We start from the raw sequence: 26,040 nt of genomic DNA, 5'->3' as shown, positions 1-26,040 counted from the left end.
ATGATGCTTATCTTTTCAACTGATAAAAATTATTTAGATTTTCTCTTACGAGCTGCTTCAGACTTTTTCTTACGTCTTACGCTTGGCTTCTCGTAATGTTCTCTTTTACGAATCTCCTGCTGAATTCCTGCTTTTGCACAGTTTCTCTTGAATCTGCGAAGAGCGCTATCTAAAGATTCATTTTCTTTAACGATTACGTTTGACATTCTATTCCCGACCTCCCCTCCAGTCTTGTACTTGTGCATAGGACTGTTTGGGTTTTAATTTTTTGCACTAGATTAGTATATCACATTCCAGAGATTTGTCAACTATGAAATTTGACTTTCTAAAATTTCTTTTACTTTTGCTACTGCTTCTGGGATTCCGGCTGGGTTCTTTCCTCCGGCCTGAGCCATGTTTGGACGTCCTCCACCGCCGCCTCCAACACATCCGGCGATCGCTTTGATCAGGTTTCCAGCGTGTGCCCCTGCTTTTTGTGCTTCGTCTGTTACCATGGCAACTAAGAAGACTTTTCCGTCTTTCTGGGAAGCAAGGACAATGACACCTTCTCCTAATTTTTCTTTTAAATTATCTCCAAGTTCACGAAGCCCGTTCATATCAACATCTTCTAGAGAAGTTGCAAGAACTTTCACTCCTTTGACTTCTTCTACCTGATCCATAACATCTCCTAGAGCATCTTTTGCAAGTTTGCTCTTTAAGGATTCATTTTCACTCTTTAATTCTTTCACTTCTGCAAGAAGAGATTCAATTCTTGTAAGCAGTGTTGCTGGTGTAGCTTTTAATGCTTTGGCTGCTTCTTTTAATTCTTCTTCCTGTTTGTGGTAATAGTTAAATACTCCCTGGTCAGTCACTGCTTCGATTCTTCGAACTCCTGATGCAACACCAGTTTCAGATAAAATCTTAAATGCTGTGATCACTCCGGTATTCTTTACATGAGTACCACCACATAATTCTACAGAGAAATCTCCCATAGAAACGACTCTTACTTCATCTCCGTATTTCTCTCCAAACAGTGCCATAGCTCCTGTTTTCTTAGCATCTTCCATAGACATAACTTTTGTTACAACTGGAAGATCCTCGGCGATCTTTTCATTGACGATCTTTTCAACTCTTGCGATCTCATCATCAGATAATGGTGAGAAATGTGTAAAGTCGAATCTTAAATGTTCGGCATTATTTAAAGATCCTGCCTGTTCTACGTGAGTTCCAAGCACTTCTCTTAATGCTTTCTGTAATAAATGAGTTGCACTATGATTCTTAGCTCCTAATGCTCGGTTCTTCTCATTGACTGTAAAGACTGCTTTGTCTCCTACGTTGAATGTTCCTTCAACTACGTGTCCAACATGTCCGAACTTACCACCAGATAATTTAATAACATCTTCTACTTCAAAAGCTGCATCTCCACTGACGATCACACCTTTATCTGCTTCCTGACCACCACTTGTTGCATAAAATGCTGTCTGGTCAGCAACGATTGTTCCTTTGTCTCCTTTATTCAGAGTAGAAACAACTTCTGTCTCTGTTGTCATGGCTGTGATCTCGCCTTCACAAGTAAGCTCATCATATCCAACAAATTTTGTTGTCATAGCTGGGTCTAACTGTTCGTAAACAGTTGCATCGGCACCCATGTAGTTTGTTGTTTTTCTTGCAGCTCTGGCAGTTTCTCTCTGAATCTGCATTTCTTTATCAAAGCCTTCTTTGTCTACAGTAAATCCCTTTTCTTCTAAGATTTCGATTGTCAGATCTAGTGGGAATCCATAAGTGTCATATAATTTGAACGCATCAGCACCAGCAAGTTCTTTGCTGCCTTTTTCGTTCATATCTTTTTCCATATCTGCTAAAATAGACAGTCCCTGATCGATCGTCTTGTTGAACTGTTTTTCTTCCTGAGATAAATGATTGAAGATAAATTCTGCTTTTTCTTCTAATTCTGGATATCCGTCTTTGGATTCACGGATCACGATCTTACTGATATCTGTTAAGAACAGATGATCGATTCCTAGTAATCTTCCATGTCTTGCTGCACGACGGATCAAACGACGAAGTACATATCCACGTCCTTCGTTGGATGGTGTGATACCATCAGATAACATAAATGTAGCAGAACGGATATGGTCTGTGATCACACGGATAGATACATCTGTCTCGTGATCGACACCATAAGTAACACCAGCAATCTTACAGACTTCATCACGGATTGCTTTGATAGAGTCTACATCAAAGATAGAATCTACTTCCTGTACTACAACAGCAAGACGTTCCAGTCCCATACCTGTATCAATGTTCTTGTTCTCTAATTCTGTATAATTGTTGTGTCCGTCATTCTCAAACTGTGTAAATACGTTGTTCCATACTTCCATATAACGATCGCAGTCACATCCTACTGTACAGTCTGGGCTTCCACATCCGTATTTCTCTCCACGATCATAGTAGATCTCTGAACATGGTCCGCAAGGTCCTGCACCATGCTCCCAGAAGTTGTCTTCTTTTCCAAAACGGAAGATTCTCTCTGGTGCGATTCCGATCTCTTTCTCCCAGATCTCGAATGCTTCATCATCATCTTCATATACAGATGGATATAATCTATCTGGATCTAATCCGATCACTTCTGTTAAAAATTCCCAAGACCATGCGATTGCTTCGTGTTTAAAATAATCTCCAAAAGAGAAGTTACCTAACATCTCAAAGAATGTACCATGTCTTGCTGTCTTACCAACATTTTCAATATCTCCTGTACGGATACACTTCTGACATGTTGTTACTCTTGTTCTTGGTGGTACTTCCTGTCCTGTGAAGTAAGGTTTCAGTGGTGCCATACCAGCGTTGATCAGTAATAAACTGTTATCATTCTTTGGCACAAGTGAAAAACTCTTTAATGCTAAATGTCCTTTACTTTCGAAAAACTCAAGATACATCTTCCTGAGTTCGTTGACTCCATATGCTCTCAACGTTTCATCCTCCTAGTGTCATTTCATTATATTATTAAGAAGACCTTGTCTTTACGGCTTTTTAGCTGCATGAGAATATAAACTCATGCAGCTAAATGATCTTCTCCTAATCATGTATGATCTTATGCTTCTTTCTTCTTTGCCTTTGCACGACCAGTTCCGAAATAAATTCCTGCCGCGGAGCATGCAAAGAGAATCGCAAACTTCAATACATAAGAGACTAATTCTGATAAAAATGCTGTCATAATCTTGCCTCCTTATCTTATAAAGTCGATTATACCAAATCGAACTTAGAAACACAAATATTTTCTCACAAAGATTACATCTTAATCCTCTTTTTCTAATAAATCTGTGTAGAAACAAGAATAATTTCCTGTATGGCAGGCAGCTCCGATCTGCTTTACTTTGGCAAGTAAAGTATCTCTGTCACAGTCGATATATAAATCTTTGACATATTGATAATGTCCGGATGTCTCTCCTTTAATCCATAATTCATTACGGCTTCGACTGTAATATGTCATGATTCCTGTCTCGATCGTCTTATCATAAGCTTCCTTGGTCATATATGCGACCATCAAAACTTCATTTGTCTTATAATCCTGTACAACAACGGTTAACATTCCATCGCTGTTTAATTTGAATTCATCAAAACTCATCTTACTGTTTAATGGTTTTGCTTCGTTGCTCATCTTATAGGGCTCCTTTCGTAGAAAGCACATCTGTGATCCTTGAGTCTAAACTTGTTGCTTCATCTAAAGCTTTAGCAAATGCTTTAAATGCTGCTTCGATCATATGATGATTATTTTCCCCATGTAATTTCTTTAAATGCAGATTCATCATACTGCCATAAGATACCGCATAGAAGAATTCTTTTACCATCTCTGTGTCAAATTCGCCAACACGGTCAACGGTAAAGTCACAATCCATCACAAAATATGGTCTTCCAGATAAATCGATCGCACATAGCATTAATGTCTCATCCATTGGAAGCATGAAAGATCCATAACGTTTGATCCCTTTTTTATCTCCAACCGCCTGTTTGATCGCTTCGCCAAGTACAATTCCAACATCTTCAATTGTATGGTGGCAGTCGACATATAGATCTCCTTCGACTTCCACATCAAGATCAAAAAATCCATGGCGTGCAAATGCATTTAACATATGGTCAAAAAAACCGATTCCTGTATGGATGTTTCCATTTCCATTTCCATCAAGGTCAATGGAAAGTTTGATCTTTGTCTCGCTTGTATTTCTTTCAATTGATGCACTTCTACTCATATCTTTATCCTTCCTGGTTATCTTCAAATCTTACTTTCATGGAATTTGCATGTGCAGTCAGCTGTTCCTGATTTGCAAAGAATTCGATGTCTTTGTGTACTGGCTCTAAGGCTTCTCTTGAATAGTAAATGACACTTGATTTCTTGATAAAATCGTCAACACTTAATGGAGAGAAGAATTTCGCTGTTCCGTTTGTAGGAAGAACATGATTTGGTCCTGCGAAATAATCTCCTAGAGGTTCACAACTGTATGCTCCAATAAAGATTGCTCCTGCATTCTTGATTCTTGTCATAACATCAAATGGATTGGCTGTCATGATCTCCATATGTTCAGATGCAATGGCATTTGCTGTATCGATCGCTTCTTTCATATCACTTGCAACAAGAATATATCCGAAAGAATCTAGAGATTTCTCCATGATTTCTTTTCTTGATAACTGATTTAAGAATCCATCGATCTCATCAGATACTTTATGTGCTAATTCTTCACTTGTTGTAACAAGGATCGCACTTGCCATCTCATCATGTTCTGCCTGTGAAAGTAAGTCTGCTGCCACATATCTTGGGTTTGCTGTCTCATCTGCTAAAACTAAGATCTCACTTGGTCCTGCGATGGAATCGATGCTTACATTTCCATAAACTGCTTTTTTCGCTAATGCAACAAAAATGTTACCTGGTCCTACGATCTTATCTACTTTTGGAATAGACTCTGTTCCAAATGCCATCGCTGCGATTGCCTGTGCTCCACCAACTTTATATACTTTTGTTGCTCCAGCTTCTTTTGCTGCCACTAATGTATTTGCTGTAACTTTTCCATCTTTTCCAGGAGGTGTTGTCATGATGATATTTTTCACTCCTGCAACATGTGCTGGAACAATGTTCATTAATACAGAAGATGGATAAACGGCTTTTCCACCTGGCACATAAACACCACAAGTCTCCATTGGTGTAACTTTCTGTCCAAGCATCACTCCGTCTTCTCGTGTCTCAAACCAGCTCTTCTGAATCTGTTTTTCATGAAAATCACGAATGTTCTTGATTGCTTTACGAATAACTTTGATCAATTCATCATCCACTTCTTCATAAGCTTCTTTGATCTCTTCTTCTGTAACTAAAATATTGTCTGCATTGATCTCAGCTTTGTCAAACTGTGCTGTATAATCAAAGACTGCTTTATCTCCATTATCTCTGACATTTTTGATAATCGCATCAACTTTATCCTGAAAATCCCCATAGTTTGTAGGACTTCTCTTTAATAAATCTGATAAGATATTTGCAATTGAATCTTTGTTTACTTTTACTATTCTCATGATTCTTTCCTCCGACCTATTCTTTTTCGTCTAAGATCTTCTTTAATGCAACGATGATCTTACTGATACGTTCCTGTTCCATCTTCTGGCTTACCTGATTTACTACCATTCTTGCAGATAGTGGGTAAACCTCTTCTAAGACCTCTAGTCCGTTTTCTTTTAATGTTGTTCCTGTCTCTACGATGTCGACGATCACCTCAGATAATCCAACGATCGGTGCAAGTTCGACAGATCCGTTTAATTTAACGATCTCTACTGTCTGTAATTTCTGATTATTGAAATATTCTTTCGCAATATGTGGATATTTGGATGCTACACGGATGATCTCATTGCTGTTTAAGTATTTCTTCGCTTCTTTTGGTCCACAGACACACATCTTGCAGGCTCCGAATTTCAGATCTAATACTTCATACAGGTTTCTTCCTTCTTCAAGGATCGTATCCTTTCCAACAACACCGATATCGGCTGCTCCGTATTCAACATAAGTTGGCACGTCACTTGCTTTGGATAGGAAAAATTTTAATTTTAATTCTTCATTGACGAAGATCAATTTCCTTGTTTTCTCATCTTTCATTTCCTCGCATGTAATACCGATCTCTTCTAATAAAGCCATCGCTTTCTTTGCAAGTCGCCCTTTTGCAAGGGCAAATGTAATATATCTCATGATCTTTTGTTTCCCTTCTTTGTGCTAGATTTGTTGATTAGATAAAATAAAGGATTCCACCAAGGCGATGTTCTTTGGCAAATTTTTCATAATCTGCTTTACTGCACAGATCATTCTTTCTCTCTAAGATGACTTTCTTTCCTTCTTTTCTTAATTCTTCTGCTCGAAGGATCGCATCTTTCATCGTTGCTTCTTTATAAATGATCATGGTATCCATATGATCAGCTTCCATATGGATTCCCTGGCGACTTAATGCCATCATCAGCTCATCTAATACGATCGCAAATCCGACAGATGGGGCTTTCTTTCCAAACTGTTCGATCAGATTATCATATCGTCCACCCTTTAGGACTGCGTCTCCAGTTCCATAAGTGTAACCTTTGAAAATGATTCCTGTATAATAGTTATGTTTATTTAACATTCCAAGATCGAAACTTACATACTGTTCTTTGCCGTATAATTTCAAAATATCATAGACATCACGAAGTCTTTTGATCGCTTTCTTAGACTGTTCATTCTCTACCATAGCTTCTGCTTGATCTAAGATCTCTACATCTCCATTTAACTCATTGAAATGTAAGAAGACATCTTTAATCTTATCAGATAAATCTAATGCTTCCACATATTCCATTAATCCGAAATAGTTTTTATTTAAGATCAATTCACGAAGCTGTGTCTTGACTTCTTCCTCTTTGATCGTCTGTGTTAATCCGTTAAAAAATTCAACCTCCCCAATGGAAAGTCTGAAATCTGTTAATCCTGCTGCTAAAAAACAATCAATTGCCATTGCAATGGATTCTGTATCTGCCTGTACAGATGCATCATTGACTAATTCTGCACCTAACTGACATGTCTCTTTTAACTTCAGTTGATAACTTGAGTTATTCAAAAACACGTTTCCTGCATAAGAAAGACGGATTCCCATATTCTCTTCATTAAAATATTTTGCAATACAACGTGCAATGGATGGTGTGACGTCTGGACGAAGAACTAAGGTATTTCCTTCTCTGTCAAAAAATTTAAACATCTCTCTTGCAGAGACTGTTCCTTTTTCGCTATTAAATACGTCAAAGAATTCAAATCCTGGAGTTCTGATTCCTTCATATCCGTAAGATGCAAAGACTTTGTTTAATTTGGCTTTTAACTTGCTTCGCTGTCCATATTCGGTTCCATATACATCTCTGACACCTTCTGGTGTGTGGACTCTCTTTTTATTCATAATTTTGCCGCTCCTTGATACTTTATCGAATTAAAGTGCTACTTAGGTAGCACGTCAAATTATTTGTATTTTACCAATCATTAACTTATTTGTCAACCTCGTTCACTCTAATTCATCTTATCCTATATTACATGAAAATCTTACAACTGGGAGATTACTTCCTCAATGACCTGATCCATGATTTCTACTGGGTCATATACAAGATCCACACTGCAGTATTCACAGATATCTTCTAAGGCTCCAAAAATCCATGGATTTCTTGCTTTGATCGTCTTCATCCTTCCATTCTGCTGTACGAAACTGATGAAAAATCCCAAAGTTCTACTGATCTCATCATCACCTTCTTCTAAAATATCCATTGTGATCACTCCGCCATCGGTATTATCATATGCCATAAATAACAGAGGATTCTTTGGACGTTCTCCCTCTTCTTCCCCTTCTACCATCACTGGGAGATAAGTAAAATCTAAGATCACTTCAAGATCAATCTGTTTCTTATTCTTTAATTCGTCTTTTAAATCCTGATCTTCTAACATCACGGATGGAAATTCTTTTTCTGCTTCTGGAATTTCTTTTACAAACATCTCCCATGTGTCATTTTCAGAATTATAACGGCGTACGATTCCTTCTGCCTGTTCGATATCTGGATTTAATTTTCCATCTTTGACTGCTTCTAATACCATATATAAATTTTCATAAGTTTCTGTAAGAAGTGCTACTTCATCTTCATCTAACTGATATGGTTTGTATCCTTTTTTATAAGAAACAAAATAAATCCAGTCACTGATTGTTTTGAAACGGATATCCAATTCATCGATCACGCTTCTTTGCTCGTCTGGAACATTCATCATGCTTCCCCAGAAACAAGTAAGGCTTGAATGTTCATCCATCAGATATTGTGCTGGAAGATCTCCCTCTTCTGCTCCAAGGATCATATAAAAATCCCCTAAACCTTCCATTCCGTCGAAGACTGCGATTCCTCTTTCCCCACTGAATTTTCCCATCACACTGCAAAAGACAGGTTCTTCTCTGTCTTTTAACTGAATCGTCACAAGCTGCGTATCTCCAAGATCATTCCAAGGTTCTAATTTGTCTAACTTTAATGTAATATCATATAACTGCTTCCATGCATTGATTGATGCTTCTTTTCTCAATGAACTTTCCTCCATATCTTTGACGTAATTTTGTATACTTAAGATTTATTATAATAAGAAATGATTTTAATTACAACAAAATCCCGACTATCTCTCTATGATTTATCGATTTGATCGTTTTTTCTTTATACTTTTCCCGATTTCTGATATAATTGTTTGACGGATTTATCTTCTTATATTATAAGATAACCGATTTTTTACCAGGAGGTATTTCATTATGGCATTCGACGGATTTGTCATTTCAAATATTGTATCAGAATTAAATAAACAGATCATTGGCGGAAGAATCTATAAGATCTATCAGCCAGAAGCCGACGAGATCACACTTGTGATCAAGAAAGAGAGACTGACAACAAGACTTCATCTCTCAGCCAGTGCTTCTCTTCCCCTTGTCTATTTATCCAAGGAAGGAAAAGCAAACCCTATGCAGGCACCAAACTTCTGCATGCTGCTTCGTAAACATATCAGCAGCGGAAGGATCATCTCGATCACTCAGCCTGATTTTGAGCGTATCATTGAGATTCAGATTGAGCATCTGGACGAACTTGGAGATATCTGCCAGAAGCGTCTGATCATTGAGATCATGGGAAAACACAGCAATATCATTTTTGTAAACAGCGATGATGTGATCTTAGATAGCATCAAGCATATCTCTGCAAATATCAGTTCTGTCAGAGAGGTATTGCCGGGACGTACTTATACCTTCCCGCCATCTAAGGGAAAACATCCGCTAGCAAGCCTGACTGCAGATGACTTTTATCAGCATATCATCACAAAACCATTGAATCTTTGCAAAGCACTTTATACTTCCATCACGGGAATGAGTCCTTTGATCGCAAATGAACTTTGTTATCGTGCAGGACTTGACGGTAATGCTTCCACGGATTCTTTGACCGATGACAGTGCTGCTGGTTTATATGGACAGCTTATAAAATTAAATGCTCTTGTAGAAGATGAAGCTTATCAGCCAAATATCATTTATTCCGGGGAAGAACCGAAGGAATTTTCTTGTATCCCTTTAACTTCTTATCCTGACTGCACCGCAAAAACATATGATTCTATTTTCGACGTATTGATCGGGTATTATTCTGAAAAAGAAAAATATACGAGAATGAAGCAGAAATCTTCTGATCTTCGTAAGATCGTGCAGACAGCCCTTGAGAGAACGAGTAAGAAATATGATCTGCAGCTTCGTCAGTTAAAAGATACGGAAAAACGTGAGAAATTCAAAGTTTATGGAGAACTTACACAAACTTATGGCTATGGATTGGAACCAAATGCAAAATCTCTGACTTGCATGAATTATTATACAAATGAAGAGATTACGATCCCTCTGGATCCAACAAAAACTCCTTTGGAGAATTCCAAGAAATTTTTTGCAAAATATAATAAATTAAAACGTACGTATGAAGCTCTTTCTGAGCTAGTCGTGGAGACAAAAGCAGATCTTGATCATCTCGATTCCATCTCTACCGCTCTTTCTTTATCAGAAGATGAAAAAGATCTTCAGTTGATCAAAGATGAGCTTTCTGATTATGGTTATATTAAGAGCCATGGAAAGAAAAAGGGTAAGAAACAAGCAAAATCCAAACCATTACATTTTATTTCTTCCGATGGTTTCCATATGTATGTTGGAAAAAACAACTACCAGAATGATGAATTAAGCTTTAAATTTGCAAATGGTGGTGACTGGTGGTTCCATGCGAAAAATATGCCTGGTTCACATGTCATTGTTCGTAAAGAGCAGGCAGAAACGCTTCCAGATGCAACATTTGAAGAAGCTGGTCGTCTTGCGGCTTATTATTCTAAAGGCCGTCAGGCACCAAAGGTTGAAGTCGATTATGTACAGAGAAAAGAACTTCGGAAACCACCGAAAGCAAAACCTGGATTTGTCATTTACCATACGAACTATTCTATGATGTGTATTCCAAATATTGACGGAATTGAGGTTGTTGAATAGGTTGTATCTGTGAATTTATAAAATTTGTATCACAAAATAACAAAAGGGATTGATCACTTATATTTTCTTGTGATCGATCCCTTTTATTTATAACCTCTTCTTTTTTACTATCGTAAAACCGACATCAAAACTTCTTCCATATTCTTGACATCAATTAGTTTCGCAATATGTCCATTCATGCATTTTGATAATGCCATTTTACGATCTTCCTCAAATGCATTGGCGGTCATGGCAATGATCAGAATCTTTGCTTTTTTCTGATCTGTTAAATCTCTGATTGCTTCTGTTGCCCTATACCCATCCATATTTGGCATCTGGATATCCATTAAAATCAGATCGTAGATATCTGCTGGCATCTGCTCGATCTTGCTGACGCATTGAACTCCATCTTCTACATGATCGACTTTCATTCCCATTTCATTGAGGATCGTGATTGCGATCTCTGCATTTAACTCATTATCTTCTGTTTTAATCTGGACAAGCCCATCCTGATCACATGGAATCTCTTGTATCTTCAGTTTTACTGTTCCACCAGATGCTGTATATTTTACTGCATTACTGACTAGATTTAAAAGAATTTGTTCTACTTTTGTGATATCGCATAAAATATGCTCATATATCACATCAACTTTCTGGATATAGTCAACTTCTTTTTTCGTTGCTTCTGGTTCAAACACATCATATATTTCTTTTACAACGGTTCTAACACTTGCATAATTTTCATCTAGTTCCATCTTCCCGCTTTCGATTCTTGCCTTTTGAAGCAGCTTTAAAAACACGATCAAAACCAATAAAAAAGCACCAGTACACCCGACAGAAACTGCTGCCAGATTGTCTTTGATAAAGTCTGATAATGTCACTTTCTTCTGGGATTCTTCATATGCAGAAACCGCATCTGACAACTTCGATGTCTGCATGGTCTTTAGCGTCTTATTAAGAATTGACATTAAAATACGATTTCCCTTTTTTACTGCAGGATTGCTCTCTCCTTAACTGTCTCCAGCGTTGTCCTTCGTTTATTCTCTAAAATGAACAAACACAAAAACTTTACCCCTGGTTTTATCATGGTCCTGCATACTTTCGGCAGGGATCTTAAATGGAATCCTCATATCCATTGTCTCATCTCTGAAGGCGGTTACAGTGATGATGCTTTCTGGCGTAATGTCTCTCATTTCAACTATACTTTCCTTCGCAATGCTTTCCGTACTGCGATCCTTTCTTCTTTTGGCTATAATCCTCTGATCTGTCCTCATTGTAAACAACAGATGGTGATCCTTGAAATATATCATAACCATCACCGCGTACCTCTTGAAGATTTATACGAGAAAGCAATGTCCCGCTCCCGTGGAAAGCGTTCTTCTGCATGACCACTTTTTTATGCTATAATCCTCATATATAGGAGGAACCCTACCATGAAAAAGAAGATCAAAGAGCTACGCGAAAAATATATTTTAAATCCTCCAGAAGGTATGACATCCGAGGACATTCGCCATATGAGCGAGGAGGACCTGCTGGATACGGATTATTTCCTAAATGAAGATGTGTTTGGTGATGATTTTGGTGAAGAAGGTTTTTATATTTTCTAAAACCATGATCATCTGTTTGCTCTGCCCACTTTTATGTGGGCTATTTTTCTTTTGGAAAGGAGCCAAAGGCGAACTTTCCTATAAATCAACAGAAAAGCGCCTTAAAGCGCGCTTATACCTATCATTGCTGGTTTATACCGTTGTTGGATATGGTTTGACCCTTATCTTGGACTACATCTTTTCAAAATTTGACATCGGTATTTTTGCATGGCTCTACTGGCGGCTTGATCTGCTTTTTATTTTGTATCTGATGCTTGGCTTTATATGTATCTTCAATTACTATTGGAAAAAGCCGTGGGGCTATCTGGATGAAGTAATTGACGCAACCCAAACGGTCTATGAGCAGAACAATCATACAGTATCGTTGTCTGAGCCACTGAAAGAACTGGAGGAACAGCTCAATCAGATTAAAATGTCTGTTCTGTTGAGCAAGCAGGATGCAAAGCAGGCAGAAGAAAAGAAAAATGAAATTGTTATGTATCTGGCACATGATATACGCACCCCTCTCACAACGGTAATCGGCTATTTGAGCCTGCTCCATGAAGCACCTGACATGCCTGAACAGCAAAAGGAAAAGTATGTGAAGGTGGCGTTGGACAAAGCAGAGCGCCTTGAAAGACTTATCAATGAGCTTTTTGAAATTACCAAGTACAATGCACATACGGTCATTATCAAAAAAGAAAATGTAGATTTACATTGTTTGATTGCGCAGGTAATAGATGAAATATACCCGACACTCTCTGCAAATGGCAATACGGCTGTATTTACTGCGGAGGACAATTTATCTGTGAACGCTGATCCCGAAAAGCTGGCGAGAGTTTTCAGTAACCTTTTACGAAATGCTGCGTCATACAGTTACCCGCAGACAGAAATCACTATATCCACCAAACGGTTAGAGCATGATATACAGATCACTTTTGAAAATCGTGGAAAAACAATTCCACAGGAACAGCTTAACAGTATATTTGAAAAATTCAATCGCTTGGATGATGCTCGGCTTTCTAATACAGGTGGTGCGGGGCTTGGTCTTTCTATTGCGGAAGAAATTATACATTTACATGGTGGAAAGATTACTGCATCCAGTCAAAACGAAACTATAGACTTTGTGATTACATTACCCCTTTCCGCTTAGGAAAATAAGAATGTGATCTTAGGAATTACTTAGGAATTTAAGCGTGTGATTTTTGAGATTGAAAAGCCTTTGTTCGGTACAATGATTATCGAACAAGGGCTTTTTATTGTTCAGCCGAAGCAAAAGAAAGGAGTGTAAGCATGGAACTGAAAATAGAGCATTTAAGCAAGCAGTTCAAAGACAAAACAGCAGTAAATGATGTCAATCTACAAAGGCAGGCGGGGCTGTCAACGGCGGTGCGTATGGCGCCGTTCATCTTGACCGTTGACTGGCTCGGCTGGCTTTGCTATTGCCTTGTAGTAAATACAAATAGAAATGATTGCTGTAATCGCTTCCGTGATCCAAAACGCATTCCAGACGCCAACGGCCCCGAAAAACCTGCTGAGTAAAAACGCAGCCGGGATGATGACCACTACATACCGGCAAAGGAAAATCAGTAAGGAGGGAGTTCCTTTCCCAAGTCCCTCCAATGCGCCGGAAGATGTAACAGAAACCGCCGAGACGATAAACCCGGCCCCGATGATGCGTAAGGCGGTTTCCCCGGCCTGAATCGTCGCTTTTGTGTGGGTAAACAGCCCCATCAACTGTCCGGGGATCAGAAGGCATATCACTGTTCCAAGTACCATAATGATACCGCTCATGCACAAGACAATCTTATAAATCTGACTGACCCTTTTGTTCTCGCCCGCGCCGTAGTTATAGCCGATCAGGGGGCGCATCCCCTGCACAATGCCATTCGCCAGCAGATAGATGAAAGTCTGTAATTTGTAATAGATTCCCAAAACCAAAATATACACTTCGGAAAATGCTACTAAAATAGCATTGAGCGCCGAAATCAAAAGAGACGGAAGTGCAAGATTCAAGGTGGCAGGAATGCCGATTGAATATAGCTTCAATACCATTCATTTGCCGGGCAGAATGTACTGCCTGCGAATATGTACGCGGATTGGCCGCACAAAATAAACGACCAGATAAATTGCCAGCGTCAGAGTTTGCCCGATACCGGTTGCCAGCGCAGCGCCTTCGATTCCCATTGCCGGGAATAAGCCATAGCCAAAAATCAGAACGGGGTCTAAGACAATGTTTGTGATGCACCCGCACATCAGGCTTATCATGGTTGTTTTCATGTTTCCTACTGCCTGGAATATTTTCTCGAATGTTACACCAACAATGATAATCAATGTAAAAGCGAATGCAACAACAGAATAGCGGACGCCAAGTTCAATCACTGTCTCGGATGAAGTGAACATTCCTAAAAAAGCCGGCATCATTGCGATACAGCAGACTGTCATGACAACGCCATGTATCACGGCAAGCACAAGTCCCTGCGTTGCAGCCTGATCCGCTTTCCTGTTATCTCCAGCGCCCAGATAGAAGGCGAAGTACGGTTTCTGTTTGCAGAGCATCTAGCCCTTTTTTAATATGTATTTCCATATCGTCTCTCCTTTTCCTGTTCTTACTGTGTTTTTGTACCGCTGCAAAGCGTTTCTGTTTTTCTGCCTGCTCGGAAGATCAGAAGCGCCAGAACGAATGTTGCCGTTTCTGTGACAGGGAAGGACAGCCAGATCCCTGTAATCTTCAGGAGTTTTTCCAGACCCCACATGAATGAAATGAGCAGCAGAAACTGACGCAGTAGCTGGATCAGCATACTTGGAAAGACCTGTTCTGTTGCCTGAAGATAGGTGGAGATCATGGTAGACCATCCGCAGAATAGGTAGCTGACCGCCATAATCCGCATAGCGGATATTCCAAAGGAGCGCATGGATTCCGACGCCGTAAATAATCCCAAAAGCTGCGCCGGAAAGAGGATGACGGTCAATGTTCCCAGTATCATCATACCGGAGACCAAAGCGGTTCCGTAGCGGAAAGCAGAGTGCAGCCTATCTCTGTTTCCCGCACCGTAGTTAAACCGCATAATAGGAAGACAGCCCTGGATCAGCCCGTTGACCGTCATGACAATCAACTGCTGCACCTTAAAATACGCACCGAAGAAAGCGATTGCCGTATCGGAATAGGCGACCAGAAAAAAGTTTACAAAAGTCACCATAAAAGAACTAAGGGCATTCATAATAAAAGACGGCAGTCCAAGGGTGAAAATACGGCCAATCAGCCACTTTTGCAAATGAAATCCTTTGATCTTTATCCGCACTTTCTGCTTTTTGCCCAGCAGCAAGGCAAATGCCAAAATCATGGATAACAAATAGCCCGCAACAGTAGCCACCGCAGCGCCACGGATTCCCATAGCCGGAAAAACACCAATACCAAAAATTAGGAGTGGGTCGAATACAAAATTAACGACCACTCCTGCAATCTGGAACCACATGGGAGCGACCATATTTCCGGTGCCCTGTATCATCTTCTGGATGGCGATATGCACCATATTGGGGATTTGCATGAACGAACATACGCTCATATAGGCAATGCTCAACTGATAGATTTCTTCATTATTGGTAAATGCCCAAAAGTAGGGTTTCATAATCAGCAATGACAGAAGATTGAGCAAAGCCCCAATTCCAAAGGCCAGTAACAATCCGTGTGTAACGGTGATATTTGCTTCATCTTGCTTTCTCTCCCCAAGATACCCTGCAATCAATACATTCACACCGACACCGATCCAGATGGACGCTGCGTTCATCAGGGTTGTAATCGGGAATGACAGAGAAACAGCCGTCAACGCATTCTCACTCAGACGCGCTACAAACGCGCTGTCTATCAGATTATAGGAATATTGCAGAAACATGGAGATCAGCGGTGGCAGCGACATTTGCCAGATGAGCTTTCCGACAGGAGCAACCGCCATTTTGTTATTCGTCTGCATACTCTACCTCCTTTCCATAAATTGTCCGGCGCAGGAAAACTGTGCCGGACAGCAGGACATTAAATCCGAACAATATAGTTTTGTTTGCGTGCTGCGGTTGGCCGGCTTCCCTGGGCTGGATAACCCAATGCAATCGCCCCGACGCCACGCAAGGTTTCCGGTAGCTTCCACTCCCGCAGGAGAGCCTTGCCGCTTTCACTGTCAAAAATCTCACGTTCCCGATGTACCCATACGGTTCCCAGGCCAAGGGCATGGGCAGCGAGCATCATATTTTCAAGGACGCAGCTTCCATCCTCGACAAAGGTGCTTGCGGAGCCATCTGCCAGAACCAAAATCACGACAGGTGCGCCATAATAAGGGTCTGTGTTACTCCCCATCACTTCTGCGTTTAGTTTTGCAATCTCCTTCCTATATTTGGGGTCTGTAATTGCAATGATGGTTGGAGATTGATGTCCTCCGCCGGTAGGAGCGTAAGTCCCTGCTTCCAGTACAGCGTCCAAAGCCTCGGAGGGGACAAACTCTGATTTATAAGCCCTTACACTGCGGCGCGTCTTGATCAGAGATAAGAAGTTGTTTTCCATAAAAAATCATCCTCCATTCTGTCAACATTTCCGAGATGCAGGCAACAAAAAAGCCACACAACTATCACAAGACAGTTGTGTGGCAAAAAGATGACCGAATCCGGAAAAGTCCACTCAAATTTTACGGTTATTATTATAGCGAACTTTCAGGAGACCGTCAAGCATCAATCATTACGGAATTGTGGAGGCTGTCTATTGCTTTTTTGTGTTACTTTATGGCACATGAGCATTCATTTGAGGGTATTAACCGTCCAAACGAAGATGGCACGGTTACAGAATTAGACGGCTTGGCAGCTATCAAGTACAAACAAGATTTATATAAAACATCCGCTGGTGAAGTGACCCCGGATAGGATCAAATCGGCTTTGGAAACTTATCAAAGCTGCGTTCGAGAATATGGGCCAGTCGAGGAAGAGGGCCTTCCTCTGGCTGTAAATATTGAAAAAATCGTCCCGATCCGTCCCTTGCTGAAAGGTCTGTCCGAAGCGTTTGCTGATCCATTAACAGACATTGGTGCTGATTTAATGGAATATTGACCCGAATGACATTGACGGAGCCTATTATGAAAAGTGCGCAGAACATTTACAGGATGTCATGCGAAATGAGCAAAGAGAAAACGAAACCGCACAGCAGAAAGCTCTTGAAAAATATTCAGAACTTGATACGCCTTTTTATATTCATTCTGGAATTTCTAAAGATGCATTTGATTATATTGAGTTTTATATTTTGTTCCTTGCTATTTTGTGCGTGACAATCGAAGCTCCTACTTTTGCCGGAGAATATCAAACAGGCGGTGACAGCATCCTGCGAACTACCAAATACGGGCGTAACCAATTAGCAATTACAAAAATTCTGGCGGCATTTACACTTTTCGTTGTTACTTTCCTTGTCGGGATCACGGTACACATTCTGATTTTAGATGCAGCGTTCGGGACGGATTGCTTAAAAACATCGTTTCAGATGCTATACTCTATCATTAACCTGCCAAACATCAATCTGGGGCAGTTGCAGATAATTCTCGCAGCAGCGGGCTTGATTTCTGTATTAGCAACGGTTAGCTGTACGTTGTTACTGTCTGCAAAATGTAAAGACACATTGACAGTTTTGCTGATCTCTATTGTAGTTCTTCTCATGCCGCTTTTTGCTTATGTGGCGATGGGAGCAACATGGCTCTCTACCATACTTCCATCTGGTGGAATTGGTATGCAGAACAATTTCCTTTATCAGCTTGCAAATTTCAATTATCTGAATATCGGTGGAATGAGTTTCTGGACACCGCATGTTATTTTGATTTCGGCAGGAATTGAATTATTTGTGTTTACATTCTTGGCGATTCATTCCTATTGCAGACATCAGGTAGCATAAAAGAAGTTCAAAATAGAATGAATTGATTATCTGTCGCACGACGGCAAAAGAAAAAAAGCCGTCGTACAGCAGACATATTTTCACGCGCTTATCAAACGGCGGCTTTAATTTTCAGAGCCGCCGTTTCTTTGCGTTTACACAAACCTATAATGAATTTTCCGGAAATATTGTGGTTAATAGCGATTTAAACTGTTGTATTTGTTTAAAAATTAAAAAATATCTAATGAGTCTTCCGCATCTACCCACATCTGCAAATTTCCATCAAGATATAATTTCGCATATTCAAGAGGTTCATCAATGGCGAGTGCGTTTAATGCACAGTCTGATCCTGGTGTGGTTTTTAAGTTCTTTTCAGCTTCCCAACAGTCAATGCGGAGCATATAGCCAACAGAGGTGTAAACATCAATACTGTTGCGCTTGGGAGTGTATTCTGCAAATATTGTTCTCATCGTATCAAATATCCTTATCGTTAAATCAATCATTTGTTGCAAAAATCAGAAGCATTTCAATCAGTTCACCATATCACTTTTATTTTGTGTTATACTGTTTTATATAATTTTCTTGCCCTTGTTTTTGCCCTTATTAGAGTTCGTAAACACTGGTGGGACGATATAACACAAGGGAAACAATAAGGGGAAGCTCACCTGCGATAAACTTTGTGTTTTCAAGAGATTGAGAGATATTTGATAATAAAATATAACAGTTATTAAATCCCTTGGAATATATGAAATCTCAATTCCGATTTGTTAAATTCATATCCGCATTATAGCATAAAAATAACGACACTGTATATCACTTTCGTAACATACAATGTCGTTACTTTTATTTTCTTCGATACACCAAACAAAACATATTCCTGTATACGATAATATCATATACAGAGTTTGACTTGTTCAGCTTTAGTGGACTAGGCGGGAATCGAACCCGCGTCCAAAAGCCAATTCACATGAGGCTCTCCCATTACAGTCAGTCTTCTTTCATTCCCTCTACTGTGCTCCGACTAACAGGATCACAGTTTCAGTAGCTTCATCAATACTTTAACCGGCACAAAGCTTGACCGGTCAAGGGTCCTGCATGTTTGAAGCCAGGATTCCAGACTACAGGTGATCTAGAGCTGACTGCTGCAAACTAGGCAGCGTACGCTAATTTATTATCTGCGTTTATATTTAAGTTTGTACCGTAAGGTGGTCCCTCCCAATGGCTCCTCAAGCTTCATAACCCCTGTCGAAACCTTTACTAGCCCGGAATTAATTAGCTTGGTTCGAGACTAGGAATCTTCCCAGTCTCGAAATTATATTATATAGTCTCTTATATAAGATGTCAAGTCTTTTTGTACAAGTTCTTATACAATCTTTTATCTTACTTGAAATTATCCAAAGTTTCTTACTTTAAAATCTCTCTGTGCTTCTCTTAACTGGTCTCTCTTTGAGATATCCTGTCGTTTATCGTAAAGTTTCTTACCTTTGCATAATCCAATCTGGACTTTCACAAGGCTTCCGCTAAAGTATACCTTTAATGGAATCAGTGTATATCCTTTCTGATTGATCTGCCCGATCATCTTGGAAATCTCGGATTTATGCAATAACAGTTTTCTTGTACGAAGTGGATCTTTGTTGAAGATATTTCCTTTTTCGTAAGGACTGATATGCATTTGATGAATGAAAGCTTCTCCATTATCAATATCAATGAAAGCTTCTTTGATGCTGCAGTGTCCCTGTCTTAAGGATTTTACTTCGGTTCCATGAAGTACGATCCCTGCTTCAAAACTATCCTCTACAAAATAATCATGTCTTGCTTTTTTATTATTTGCAATGAGTTTTTTTCCATCCGTCTTCGCTTTGCTCATAATCATCATCCTCCACTAACTCAAAATCAATATTCTTAAGCATCATATCCACATCTTTGACACGGATTTTTACTTTCTCTCCTAGTTTAAAGGTTCTTCCAGTTCTCTCACCGACCATAGAATAAGTCTTCTCATCATAGTAATAGTAATCTCCCGGAAGAATGGATACATGCACCATTCCCTCGATCGTATTTGGAAGTTCCACATAAATTCCCCAGTTTGTCACACCAGAAATGATTCCTTCATGAACTTCTCCGATTCTTCTTCTCATATATTCCGCTTTCTTAAGCTTACATACTTCTCTCTCGACTTCTTCCGCACGACGTTCCATCTTAGAGGACTGTTCTGCTACTTTCGGCAGGATTGCATCGTAATGACTGAATCGTCTTGTTGTAAATTTATTATGCAATGTTTCCTTGATGATCCTGTGGATCTGAAGGTCTGGGTATCTTCGGATCGGTGATGTAAAATGGCAGTAATATCTTGTAGACAATCCAAAATGCATGGAGCTGTATGCAGAATATTTTGCCTGCTTCATAGATCTTAATGTCAAACGGCTGATCAATGGTTCTTCTGGAGTCCCCTCGATCTTTGTCAGTAACTTCTGCACTTCCTTTGGGTGAATCTCATCATGGCTACTCTTTAAATAAATTCCAAAGTTTTGTAAAAATACTTGTAATTTATCAATCTTTTCATGATCTGGAATCTCGTGGATTCGATATAAGAATGGAATCTCTCTCCAGTAAAATTCCTCAGCGATCGTTTCATTCGCACACAGCATGAAATCTTCAATGATCTTTGTCGCTGCATTTCTTACCTGTGGATAAACATCGACCGGACGACCTTTTTCATCTAAAATGATCTTAGACTCTGGGAAGTCAAAATCGATACTTCCTCTTTCATGGCGACGGTGTCTTAAAATATCAGATAATTCTTTCATTAACTCAAACATTTCTACAAAGTCATCGTATTTCTTACGTTCTTCCATATCTCCGTCTAAGATTTTTGCTACGGATGTATATGTCATACGGTGATCAACATTGATCAATGTCTCTGCAATCTGATGATCGACAACCTTTCCACTTGGATCGACTTTCATGATACAACTTAGTGCCAGTCTGTCACATCCCTGATTTAAGGAACAGATTCCATTCGATAACTGGTGTGGAAGCATTGGAATTACGCGGTCTACAAGATACACACTCGTTCCTCGTTTTAATGCTTCCTTATCTAATGGAGAATACTCTGTTACATATTCGGATACATCTGCGATATGCACTCCGAGTAAATAATTCTCTCCTTTTCTTGATAATGTGATCGCATCATCTAAGTCCTTCGCATCTTCTCCATCGATCGTTACCATCGGCCAGTCTCTGATATCCATACGGTCTTTGTAGTCAGATGCTTTGATCTCAGATGGAATCGTATCAACCTGCTGTTTGACATCATCTTCAAACTGGGTTGGGATTCCATAAGCTTTGACAATTGATAAAATATCAACTCTTGGATCATCTTTATGTCCTAAAACTTCAATGATCTTTCCTTCTGGACTTCTTCTGGCATCTCCATAATCTGTGATCTCTACCATCACTTTAAATCCGCTGGTAAGATTCTTGCACTGAGATTTGGATACAAAAATATCACTGTCAAATCTTAAATTATCTGGAATCACAAACCCAAAGTTCTGGTTTTTCTGAAGAGTTCCGACCACTGTCTTGATTCCTCTCTCTAAAATCTTGATAATCTTTCCTTCTTTTCTTCTTCCAGAAGTTGGATGATCGTCTAATACCTGCATTAAGACTGTATCTTCATGGAAAGCTCCATTCATGTTCTTCTCATGAATGTAATAATCATCGTCTTCCCCTTCCACGGTTACAAATCCAAAGCCTTTGCTTGTACAGCTGAAGGTTCCTTTGACTGTCTTCACACTTGGCGGCATGTATTTTCCACGTTTGCTTACTTCAATTGATCCTTCTTCTACCAGTTCATTTAAAATCTCAACAAACTCATCTCGATCTTCTGGAGCTACCTGCATCAGGTATCCGATCTCTCTCTGCTTCATTGGCTGGTAATACGGATCATTGATCAACGCTTTAATTTTCTTTTTTCTGTTAAATCGTTTATCTGTCATTGTGTTCTCCTGTATATTCAACTCTTTTTACTATATATTTGATCTTATGGAAATATCATTTTCATATCGTGTATATTACCTATGGCGTTATGACATAAAAAGCACCTCTTAAAACAAGTTTAAGAAGTGCTTATCTTTTCTCTAAATAAATCTTGAGCAAAGGATTGCTGCTGTTACGAAAAATACGATCGTAAAGAATGTTGTCACTTTGATCAGTGTTCCTTCCTTAGAACGACCTTTGTTCTTGCTCCAGTATGTTCCGCTGTCTGCTGCACCAGTTAAAGAACCTAATCCCGCTTCTTTTCCTTCTTGCATTAATACTAATATGATTAATAAAATTGATGCTATAATAAAAATTACAGTTAATGCTGTTTTCACAATATGCCTCCTAATATATTTCCATTCACTGAGATTTATTCTAACATAGACATATCAAACTTGCAAGAAAAACAGCAATACTTTCCATAGTTTTTACATTTTTATCCTTTTAAAAACCATATTTTTTGCAACTTCCAAGTTCTTCTTCAATGCGTAATAAACGATTGTATTTTGATGTTCGATCAGATCTGCATGGCGCTCCTGTCTTGATCAGACCAGCATTCGTTGCAACTACGATATCTGCGATCGTTGTGTCTTCACTTTCACCTGATCTGTGGGAAATGATCGTTTTGTAGCCTGATTTTGCAGCTGTTTCAATGGCATCTAACGTCTCTGTCAATGTTCCGATCTGATTTGGCTTGATCAGAATACTGTTTGCGATATCCTCTTCGATTCCTTCTTTTAAACGCATAACATTTGTTACAAATAAATCGTCTCCTACTAATAAAATTTTCTCTCCAAGACGATAGGTTAATACCTTCCAACCTGGCATATCTTCCTCATTTAATCCATCTTCGATTGAAAAAATCGGATAATCTTCCACCAACTTTTCATAATATTGCACCATTTCTTCTGAATTTCTTCTAATTTCTTTGCCTGCCATCATACTTTCTCCCATAAAATGATAGATTTTCTCATCTTCATTATAGATTTCTGATGCTGCACAATCCATCGCAATCGCGATCTCTTCTTTTGTTTTATACCCTGCCTGTTCAATTGCCTGAACCAAAAGGTCTAATGCCTGTTCAGAGCTTTCTAGATTTGGAGCAAAACCTCCTTCATCCCCAACCCCTGTATTCAAATGATTTTTTTTCAAAATATATTTTAATGTATGATACACGTCGGTTCCCATCATCAGTGCATCTTTGAAAGAATCTGCTCCTACTGGTGCGATCATAAATTCCTGAAAATCGACGGTGTTATCTGCGTGTTTTCCTCCATTTAATATGTTCATCATTGGTATTGGAAGTCTGGATGCAAAACTACCTCCAAGATATTGATATAACGGAATACTTAGCCCGCTGGCTGCTGCCTTGGCGGTTGCAAGAGATGCTCCAAGGATTGCGTTTGCTCCAAATCTCTCTTTGTTTGGTGTGCCGTCTGCTTCCAACATGATTTGGTCAATTTCAATCTGATTAAGTGCATTTTTGCCGATCAGACGGTCTGCAATCTTGTGATTGACATGGTTCACTGCCGTTTCGACTCCCAATCCGCGGTATCTTTTTTCACGGTCTCTTAGCTCCAACGCTTCGTATTTCCCTGTGGAAGCACCAGAAGGAACGATCGCTCTTCCCAAGGCTCCATTTTCTAAAAGCACATCGACTTCTACCGTTGGATTTCCTCTGGAATCTAAGACTTCCCTTCCGATAACGTTTTCAATGCATAAACGATTTTTCAATTTTTGTCACATCCTTCTTTCTGAAAATAATAGTTGTATTATTTCCTTGATTGGATGTTTTTATACATATGCATTTAAAATAATATTAATTTCATGTTCAAAATAATCTTTTAGTAATATATTTTTAGTAAAAAAATCATACTAACTATTGACTTATCATTTTAGCAGATGTATTATCCTTTTTGACATAATAATTATATTTGCACAATCACGTGGTAGGTGAACAAACTTGAAATCTAAAACACACTATAAGTATTTAATCATCAGTATTCTTTGTTGGATTTTATTTATTGTTGCTATTTTTCCAACACTCCATTCTCCTATTGAAAGAGGATTACAGGCAGTACTTTTCTTATTTTTTGCATATCAGGGTGGGAAGAATTTTCAGAAATTCAGAAAGCATTATGCTGATTAATTTTTATAATATTCCACCAATAACTTCCGTCATCAAACCAGCAAATTAAAAATCATCCCTCAACCACAACCTTGCATACCTTCTTGAAACATGCAACTCCATACTTGATAAAATTTTTCATACCATCCTGTCGTAAAAAGCACACTCCACAAATTTTCTATGCTTTTATCAAGCTCATCATAGGTAAGTTCTGGTACAACATCTTTCTCAATACTCTCTCCTGCTATCAGACATTCTATCTCATTTTTCATTGATATATCAGCCTTATCTATAAATCTGCGAACGATAGCATTACCACTTGAGTTGGACCAGAAATCCTGTGGTTTAGCAGCAGCATCTAAATATAAACTTTTACAATATTGAATTACATCCCATGGACAATATATATCAGTGTTTCCAAAATGATAACCGTCATACCACTCTTTAACTTTCAAATAATGATTCGTCAGCACCTATTTCAAAAAAAGAGCGTAACATACTCATATTTAAGGTCTTACCGAAACGACGTGGCGTGTAAAAAGAGTCACCTCTCCACCTGTTTCCACTAACTGTTCTATAAGCTTTGTCTTATCGATATAATAAAATTGATTCTTTCTGATTTTTTCAAAACTATCGATTCCTACTGGCAGTTTTAAAGTATTTACCATATAAAATAAACCTCCACGAAATGTTAGAAATCAAATGTCAACGGATCAAAACTTGTCCTGTGATTTTCATTCATATGATTTAACTCTTCCATATCTTCTTTTGTAATCTCAAAATCAAAAACATCAATATTCTGCTGTAATCTCTGCTCATTTTTGGATTTTGGAATTGGGATGATTCCCTGCTGAATATTCCATCTTAACAATAATTGTGCAGTTGTTTTATTATATTTTTCTGCGATTTCCTCCATCTTTTTGTTCTCAAGATTTCCTCTTAATAAAGGTCCCCATGACATGATCTGAATATTGTTTTCTTTACAGAAACTAATCAGTTTTTCATCGTGCATGAGCGGTGTATGTTCTACCTGATCGATCATTGGTTTGATCTCACAGTGTTCTAAAAGATAAGTTAACTGACTGATTTCAAAGTTGCAGACACCGATACTTTTTACCTTGCCTTTTTTGTATAGATGTTCCATTGCTTTCCATGTATCAAGCATTCTAGCTTTGTCTTGTCCTGGCCAATGTACTAAAAATGCATCAAGATATTCTGTCTGCAACTTTTGTAAGGATTCTTTAAAACTGCTGATTGTTTTTTCATAACCTTGGTTACAATTATTAACTTTGCTAATCAGAAAGATATCTTCTCTTGGAATTTTATTTTCTTTTAAGGCATCTCCTAATGCCTGTTCATTTTTATACATCTGTGCGGTGTCGTATAGGCGGTATCCACTTTGATAAGCATATTTGACTGCATCGTTCATTTCTTTTCCGGCTTCCATTTTATAGACACCCAATCCGATTTCTGGAATTTGTGTTTCGTTGTTTAGTCTAAACATTATTGTCTTGCTCCTTTCTATAGCATGAAATGTACTTTTCTTCAAAGTTATTATCGCTTATTTTGTACCTTTCTTCAAGATTTTGAATTTCTTTCTCCAGATATTCTATGTTTTCTCTTAAATTCTAGTATATGGATCTTTATACTGTCCATGTCGATCCATAATGTCCTTCGCCATGCTGCCAGCCTTACCTGTTGTTGTCTAATGCTTCCTCTTTTCTTTATTTGTTACTACATAAAATTCCCATGGTTGCTGATTTCATGCACTTGGGGACTGCATACCAGCTTTTAATATCCGAAGAATTTTCTCTTTTTCTACTGGCTGATTTTTATATTTTCTTATACTTACATGATGAAAAATACTATTCATATATA

26 protein-coding genes, 1 other RNA gene and 3 pseudogenes are annotated in these 26,040 nt (G+C 38.8%); 6 read left to right on the top strand and 24 right to left on the bottom strand.

Annotated elements, in window-relative coordinates; genetic code table 11:
• Positions 1-29 precede the first annotated feature (29 nt).
• The 9 genes from rpsU to OCV53_RS09445 form a co-directional block, all read right to left on the bottom strand.
• Complete coding sequence (gene rpsU / locus OCV53_RS09485; protein ID WP_015530429.1) at positions 30-206, bottom strand: 30S ribosomal protein S21; 177 nt, start codon at positions 204-206, stop codon at positions 30-32.
• 102 nt (positions 207-308) lie between these two features.
• Positions 309-2,948 carry an alanine--tRNA ligase gene (gene alaS / locus OCV53_RS09480; RefSeq protein ID WP_081020103.1) on the bottom strand — a complete coding sequence of 880 codons (2,640 nt, stop codon included), beginning with the start codon at positions 2,946-2,948 and terminating at the stop codon, positions 309-311.
• A 122-nt stretch (positions 2,949-3,070) separates the two neighbouring features.
• Positions 3,071-3,193, bottom strand: a complete 123-nt coding sequence (locus OCV53_RS09475; protein WP_262568793.1) for a hypothetical protein — start codon at positions 3,191-3,193, stop codon at positions 3,071-3,073.
• Positions 3,194-3,274: 81 nt separating this feature from the next.
• Entirely contained in the window at positions 3,275-3,637 is a 363-nt protein-coding gene (gene hisI / locus OCV53_RS09470; RefSeq protein WP_055197869.1) for a phosphoribosyl-AMP cyclohydrolase, read from the bottom strand.
• 1 nt (position 3,638) lies between these two features.
• Complete coding sequence (gene hisB, locus OCV53_RS09465; protein WP_055197867.1) at positions 3,639-4,226, bottom strand: imidazoleglycerol-phosphate dehydratase HisB; 588 nt, start codon at positions 4,224-4,226, stop codon at positions 3,639-3,641.
• 4 nt (positions 4,227-4,230) lie between these two features.
• A complete protein-coding gene (hisD, locus tag OCV53_RS09460; RefSeq protein WP_009264306.1) occupies positions 4,231-5,535 on the bottom strand; it encodes a histidinol dehydrogenase in 1,305 nt (434 codons plus the stop codon).
• Positions 5,536-5,551: 16 nt separating this feature from the next.
• Positions 5,552-6,199, bottom strand: a complete 648-nt coding sequence (gene hisG, locus OCV53_RS09455; RefSeq protein ID WP_055197865.1) for an ATP phosphoribosyltransferase — start codon at positions 6,197-6,199, stop codon at positions 5,552-5,554.
• A gap of 37 nt (positions 6,200-6,236) precedes the next feature.
• Complete coding sequence (gene hisZ / locus OCV53_RS09450; protein ID WP_055197863.1) at positions 6,237-7,418, bottom strand: ATP phosphoribosyltransferase regulatory subunit; 1,182 nt, start codon at positions 7,416-7,418, stop codon at positions 6,237-6,239.
• A gap of 140 nt (positions 7,419-7,558) precedes the next feature.
• On the bottom strand, positions 7,559-8,572 hold the full coding sequence (locus OCV53_RS09445; protein WP_242852153.1) for a DUF7309 domain-containing protein: 1,014 nt from the start codon (positions 8,570-8,572) through the stop codon (positions 7,559-7,561).
• A 217-nt stretch (positions 8,573-8,789) separates the two neighbouring features.
• On the opposite strand from OCV53_RS09445, the gene OCV53_RS09440 reads away from it, so the two are divergent.
• Positions 8,790-10,532, top strand: coding sequence for an Rqc2 family fibronectin-binding protein (locus tag OCV53_RS09440; RefSeq protein WP_022374180.1), 1,743 nt, complete (start codon positions 8,790-8,792; stop codon positions 10,530-10,532).
• Positions 10,533-10,639: 107 nt separating this feature from the next.
• On the opposite strand, the gene OCV53_RS09435 is transcribed toward OCV53_RS09440, so the two are convergent.
• Positions 10,640-11,479 carry a hybrid sensor histidine kinase/response regulator gene (locus tag OCV53_RS09435; RefSeq protein WP_055197859.1) on the bottom strand — a complete coding sequence of 280 codons (840 nt, stop codon included), beginning with the start codon at positions 11,477-11,479 and terminating at the stop codon, positions 10,640-10,642.
• A gap of 17 nt (positions 11,480-11,496) precedes the next feature.
• Here OCV53_RS09435 and OCV53_RS12475 point away from each other — a divergent pair.
• The 3 genes and pseudogenes from OCV53_RS12475 to OCV53_RS09420 form a co-directional block, all read left to right on the top strand.
• Positions 11,497-11,899 (top strand): annotated as a pseudogene (locus OCV53_RS12475) (transposase); the annotation flags it as partial.
• A gap of 45 nt (positions 11,900-11,944) precedes the next feature.
• Entirely contained in the window at positions 11,945-12,118 is a 174-nt protein-coding gene (locus tag OCV53_RS09425) for a hypothetical protein (protein WP_172674556.1), read from the top strand.
• On the top strand, positions 12,084-13,250 hold the full coding sequence (locus OCV53_RS09420) for a sensor histidine kinase (RefSeq protein WP_242852152.1): 1,167 nt from the start codon (positions 12,084-12,086) through the stop codon (positions 13,248-13,250). The genes OCV53_RS09425 and OCV53_RS09420 overlap by 35 nt, the downstream gene beginning before the upstream one ends.
• Before the next feature lie 227 nt (positions 13,251-13,477).
• Here the strand turns inward: OCV53_RS09420 and OCV53_RS12555 are convergent, their stop codons facing one another.
• From OCV53_RS12555 to OCV53_RS09405, 4 genes are read right to left on the bottom strand one after another with little or no spacing between them, the layout of a single operon-like run.
• A complete protein-coding gene (locus tag OCV53_RS12555) occupies positions 13,478-14,146 on the bottom strand; it encodes an MATE family efflux transporter (RefSeq protein ID WP_331485933.1) in 669 nt (222 codons plus the stop codon).
• A 6-nt stretch (positions 14,147-14,152) separates the two neighbouring features.
• Entirely contained in the window at positions 14,153-14,656 is a 504-nt protein-coding gene (locus OCV53_RS12550) for an MATE family efflux transporter (RefSeq protein ID WP_331485932.1), read from the bottom strand.
• Positions 14,657-14,706: 50 nt separating this feature from the next.
• Positions 14,707-16,068 (bottom strand): MATE family efflux transporter, encoded by a 1,362-nt coding sequence (locus OCV53_RS09410; protein WP_055197855.1) that lies wholly within the window; start codon positions 16,066-16,068, stop codon positions 14,707-14,709.
• Positions 16,069-16,127: 59 nt separating this feature from the next.
• The gene (locus tag OCV53_RS09405) at positions 16,128-16,649 is read right to left on the bottom strand and encodes a nitroreductase family protein (protein ID WP_055197853.1); all 522 of its coding nucleotides are present in this window, start codon (positions 16,647-16,649) and stop codon (positions 16,128-16,130) included.
• Positions 16,650-16,684: 35 nt separating this feature from the next.
• On the opposite strand from OCV53_RS09405, the gene OCV53_RS12610 reads away from it, so the two are divergent.
• Positions 16,685-17,185 carry a hypothetical protein gene (locus tag OCV53_RS12610; protein ID WP_242852151.1) on the top strand — a complete coding sequence of 167 codons (501 nt, stop codon included), beginning with the start codon at positions 16,685-16,687 and terminating at the stop codon, positions 17,183-17,185.
• 58 nt (positions 17,186-17,243) lie between these two features.
• Positions 17,244-18,014, top strand: coding sequence for a hypothetical protein (locus tag OCV53_RS09395; RefSeq protein WP_242852150.1), 771 nt, complete (start codon positions 17,244-17,246; stop codon positions 18,012-18,014).
• Positions 18,015-18,223: 209 nt separating this feature from the next.
• Here OCV53_RS09395 and OCV53_RS09390 read toward each other — a convergent pair whose 3' ends face one another.
• The 10 genes and pseudogenes from OCV53_RS09390 to OCV53_RS09350 form a co-directional block, all read right to left on the bottom strand.
• Positions 18,224-18,463 (bottom strand): DUF6061 family protein, encoded by a 240-nt coding sequence (locus OCV53_RS09390; RefSeq protein WP_055197850.1) that lies wholly within the window; start codon positions 18,461-18,463, stop codon positions 18,224-18,226.
• Between the two features lie 451 nt (positions 18,464-18,914).
• Positions 18,915-19,257, bottom strand: a transfer-messenger RNA (tmRNA) gene (gene ssrA, locus OCV53_RS09385).
• 126 nt (positions 19,258-19,383) lie between these two features.
• Positions 19,384-19,869: an SsrA-binding protein SmpB gene (gene smpB, locus OCV53_RS09380; protein ID WP_081020101.1), complete on the bottom strand. Its 486-nt coding sequence runs from the start codon at positions 19,867-19,869 to the stop codon at positions 19,384-19,386.
• Positions 19,817-21,991: a ribonuclease R gene (gene rnr / locus OCV53_RS09375; protein WP_055197845.1), complete on the bottom strand. Its 2,175-nt coding sequence runs from the start codon at positions 21,989-21,991 to the stop codon at positions 19,817-19,819. The genes smpB and rnr overlap by 53 nt, the downstream gene beginning before the upstream one ends.
• 141 nt (positions 21,992-22,132) lie before the next feature.
• Positions 22,133-22,408 carry a preprotein translocase subunit SecG gene (secG, locus tag OCV53_RS09370; protein ID WP_055197844.1) on the bottom strand — a complete coding sequence of 92 codons (276 nt, stop codon included), beginning with the start codon at positions 22,406-22,408 and terminating at the stop codon, positions 22,133-22,135.
• A gap of 70 nt (positions 22,409-22,478) precedes the next feature.
• Complete coding sequence (eno, locus tag OCV53_RS09365; protein ID WP_055197842.1) at positions 22,479-23,768, bottom strand: phosphopyruvate hydratase; 1,290 nt, start codon at positions 23,766-23,768, stop codon at positions 22,479-22,481.
• A gap of 537 nt (positions 23,769-24,305) precedes the next feature.
• A pseudogene (locus OCV53_RS12605) lies at positions 24,306-24,632 on the bottom strand (AAA family ATPase); the annotation flags it as partial.
• A pseudogene (locus OCV53_RS12600) lies at positions 24,607-24,830 on the bottom strand (AAA family ATPase). The pseudogenes OCV53_RS12605 and OCV53_RS12600, both read right to left, overlap by 26 nt.
• A 23-nt stretch (positions 24,831-24,853) precedes the next feature.
• Complete coding sequence (locus OCV53_RS09355; protein WP_022374995.1) at positions 24,854-25,666, bottom strand: aldo/keto reductase; 813 nt, start codon at positions 25,664-25,666, stop codon at positions 24,854-24,856.
• 258 nt (positions 25,667-25,924) lie between these two features.
• Positions 25,925-26,035 carry a nitroreductase family protein gene (locus tag OCV53_RS09350; RefSeq protein ID WP_022374994.1) on the bottom strand — a complete coding sequence of 37 codons (111 nt, stop codon included), beginning with the start codon at positions 26,033-26,035 and terminating at the stop codon, positions 25,925-25,927.
• Between the last annotated feature and the right edge of the window lie 5 nt (positions 26,036-26,040).

Origin of the sequence: Anaerostipes amylophilus (genome assembly GCF_025567365.1) — a bacterium.
Classification (GTDB): domain Bacteria; phylum Bacillota; class Clostridia; order Lachnospirales; family Lachnospiraceae; genus Anaerostipes; species Anaerostipes amylophilus.
The sequence above is the reverse complement of the archived record's forward strand: the minus strand, read 5'-3'. Positions and strand labels throughout refer to the sequence as shown.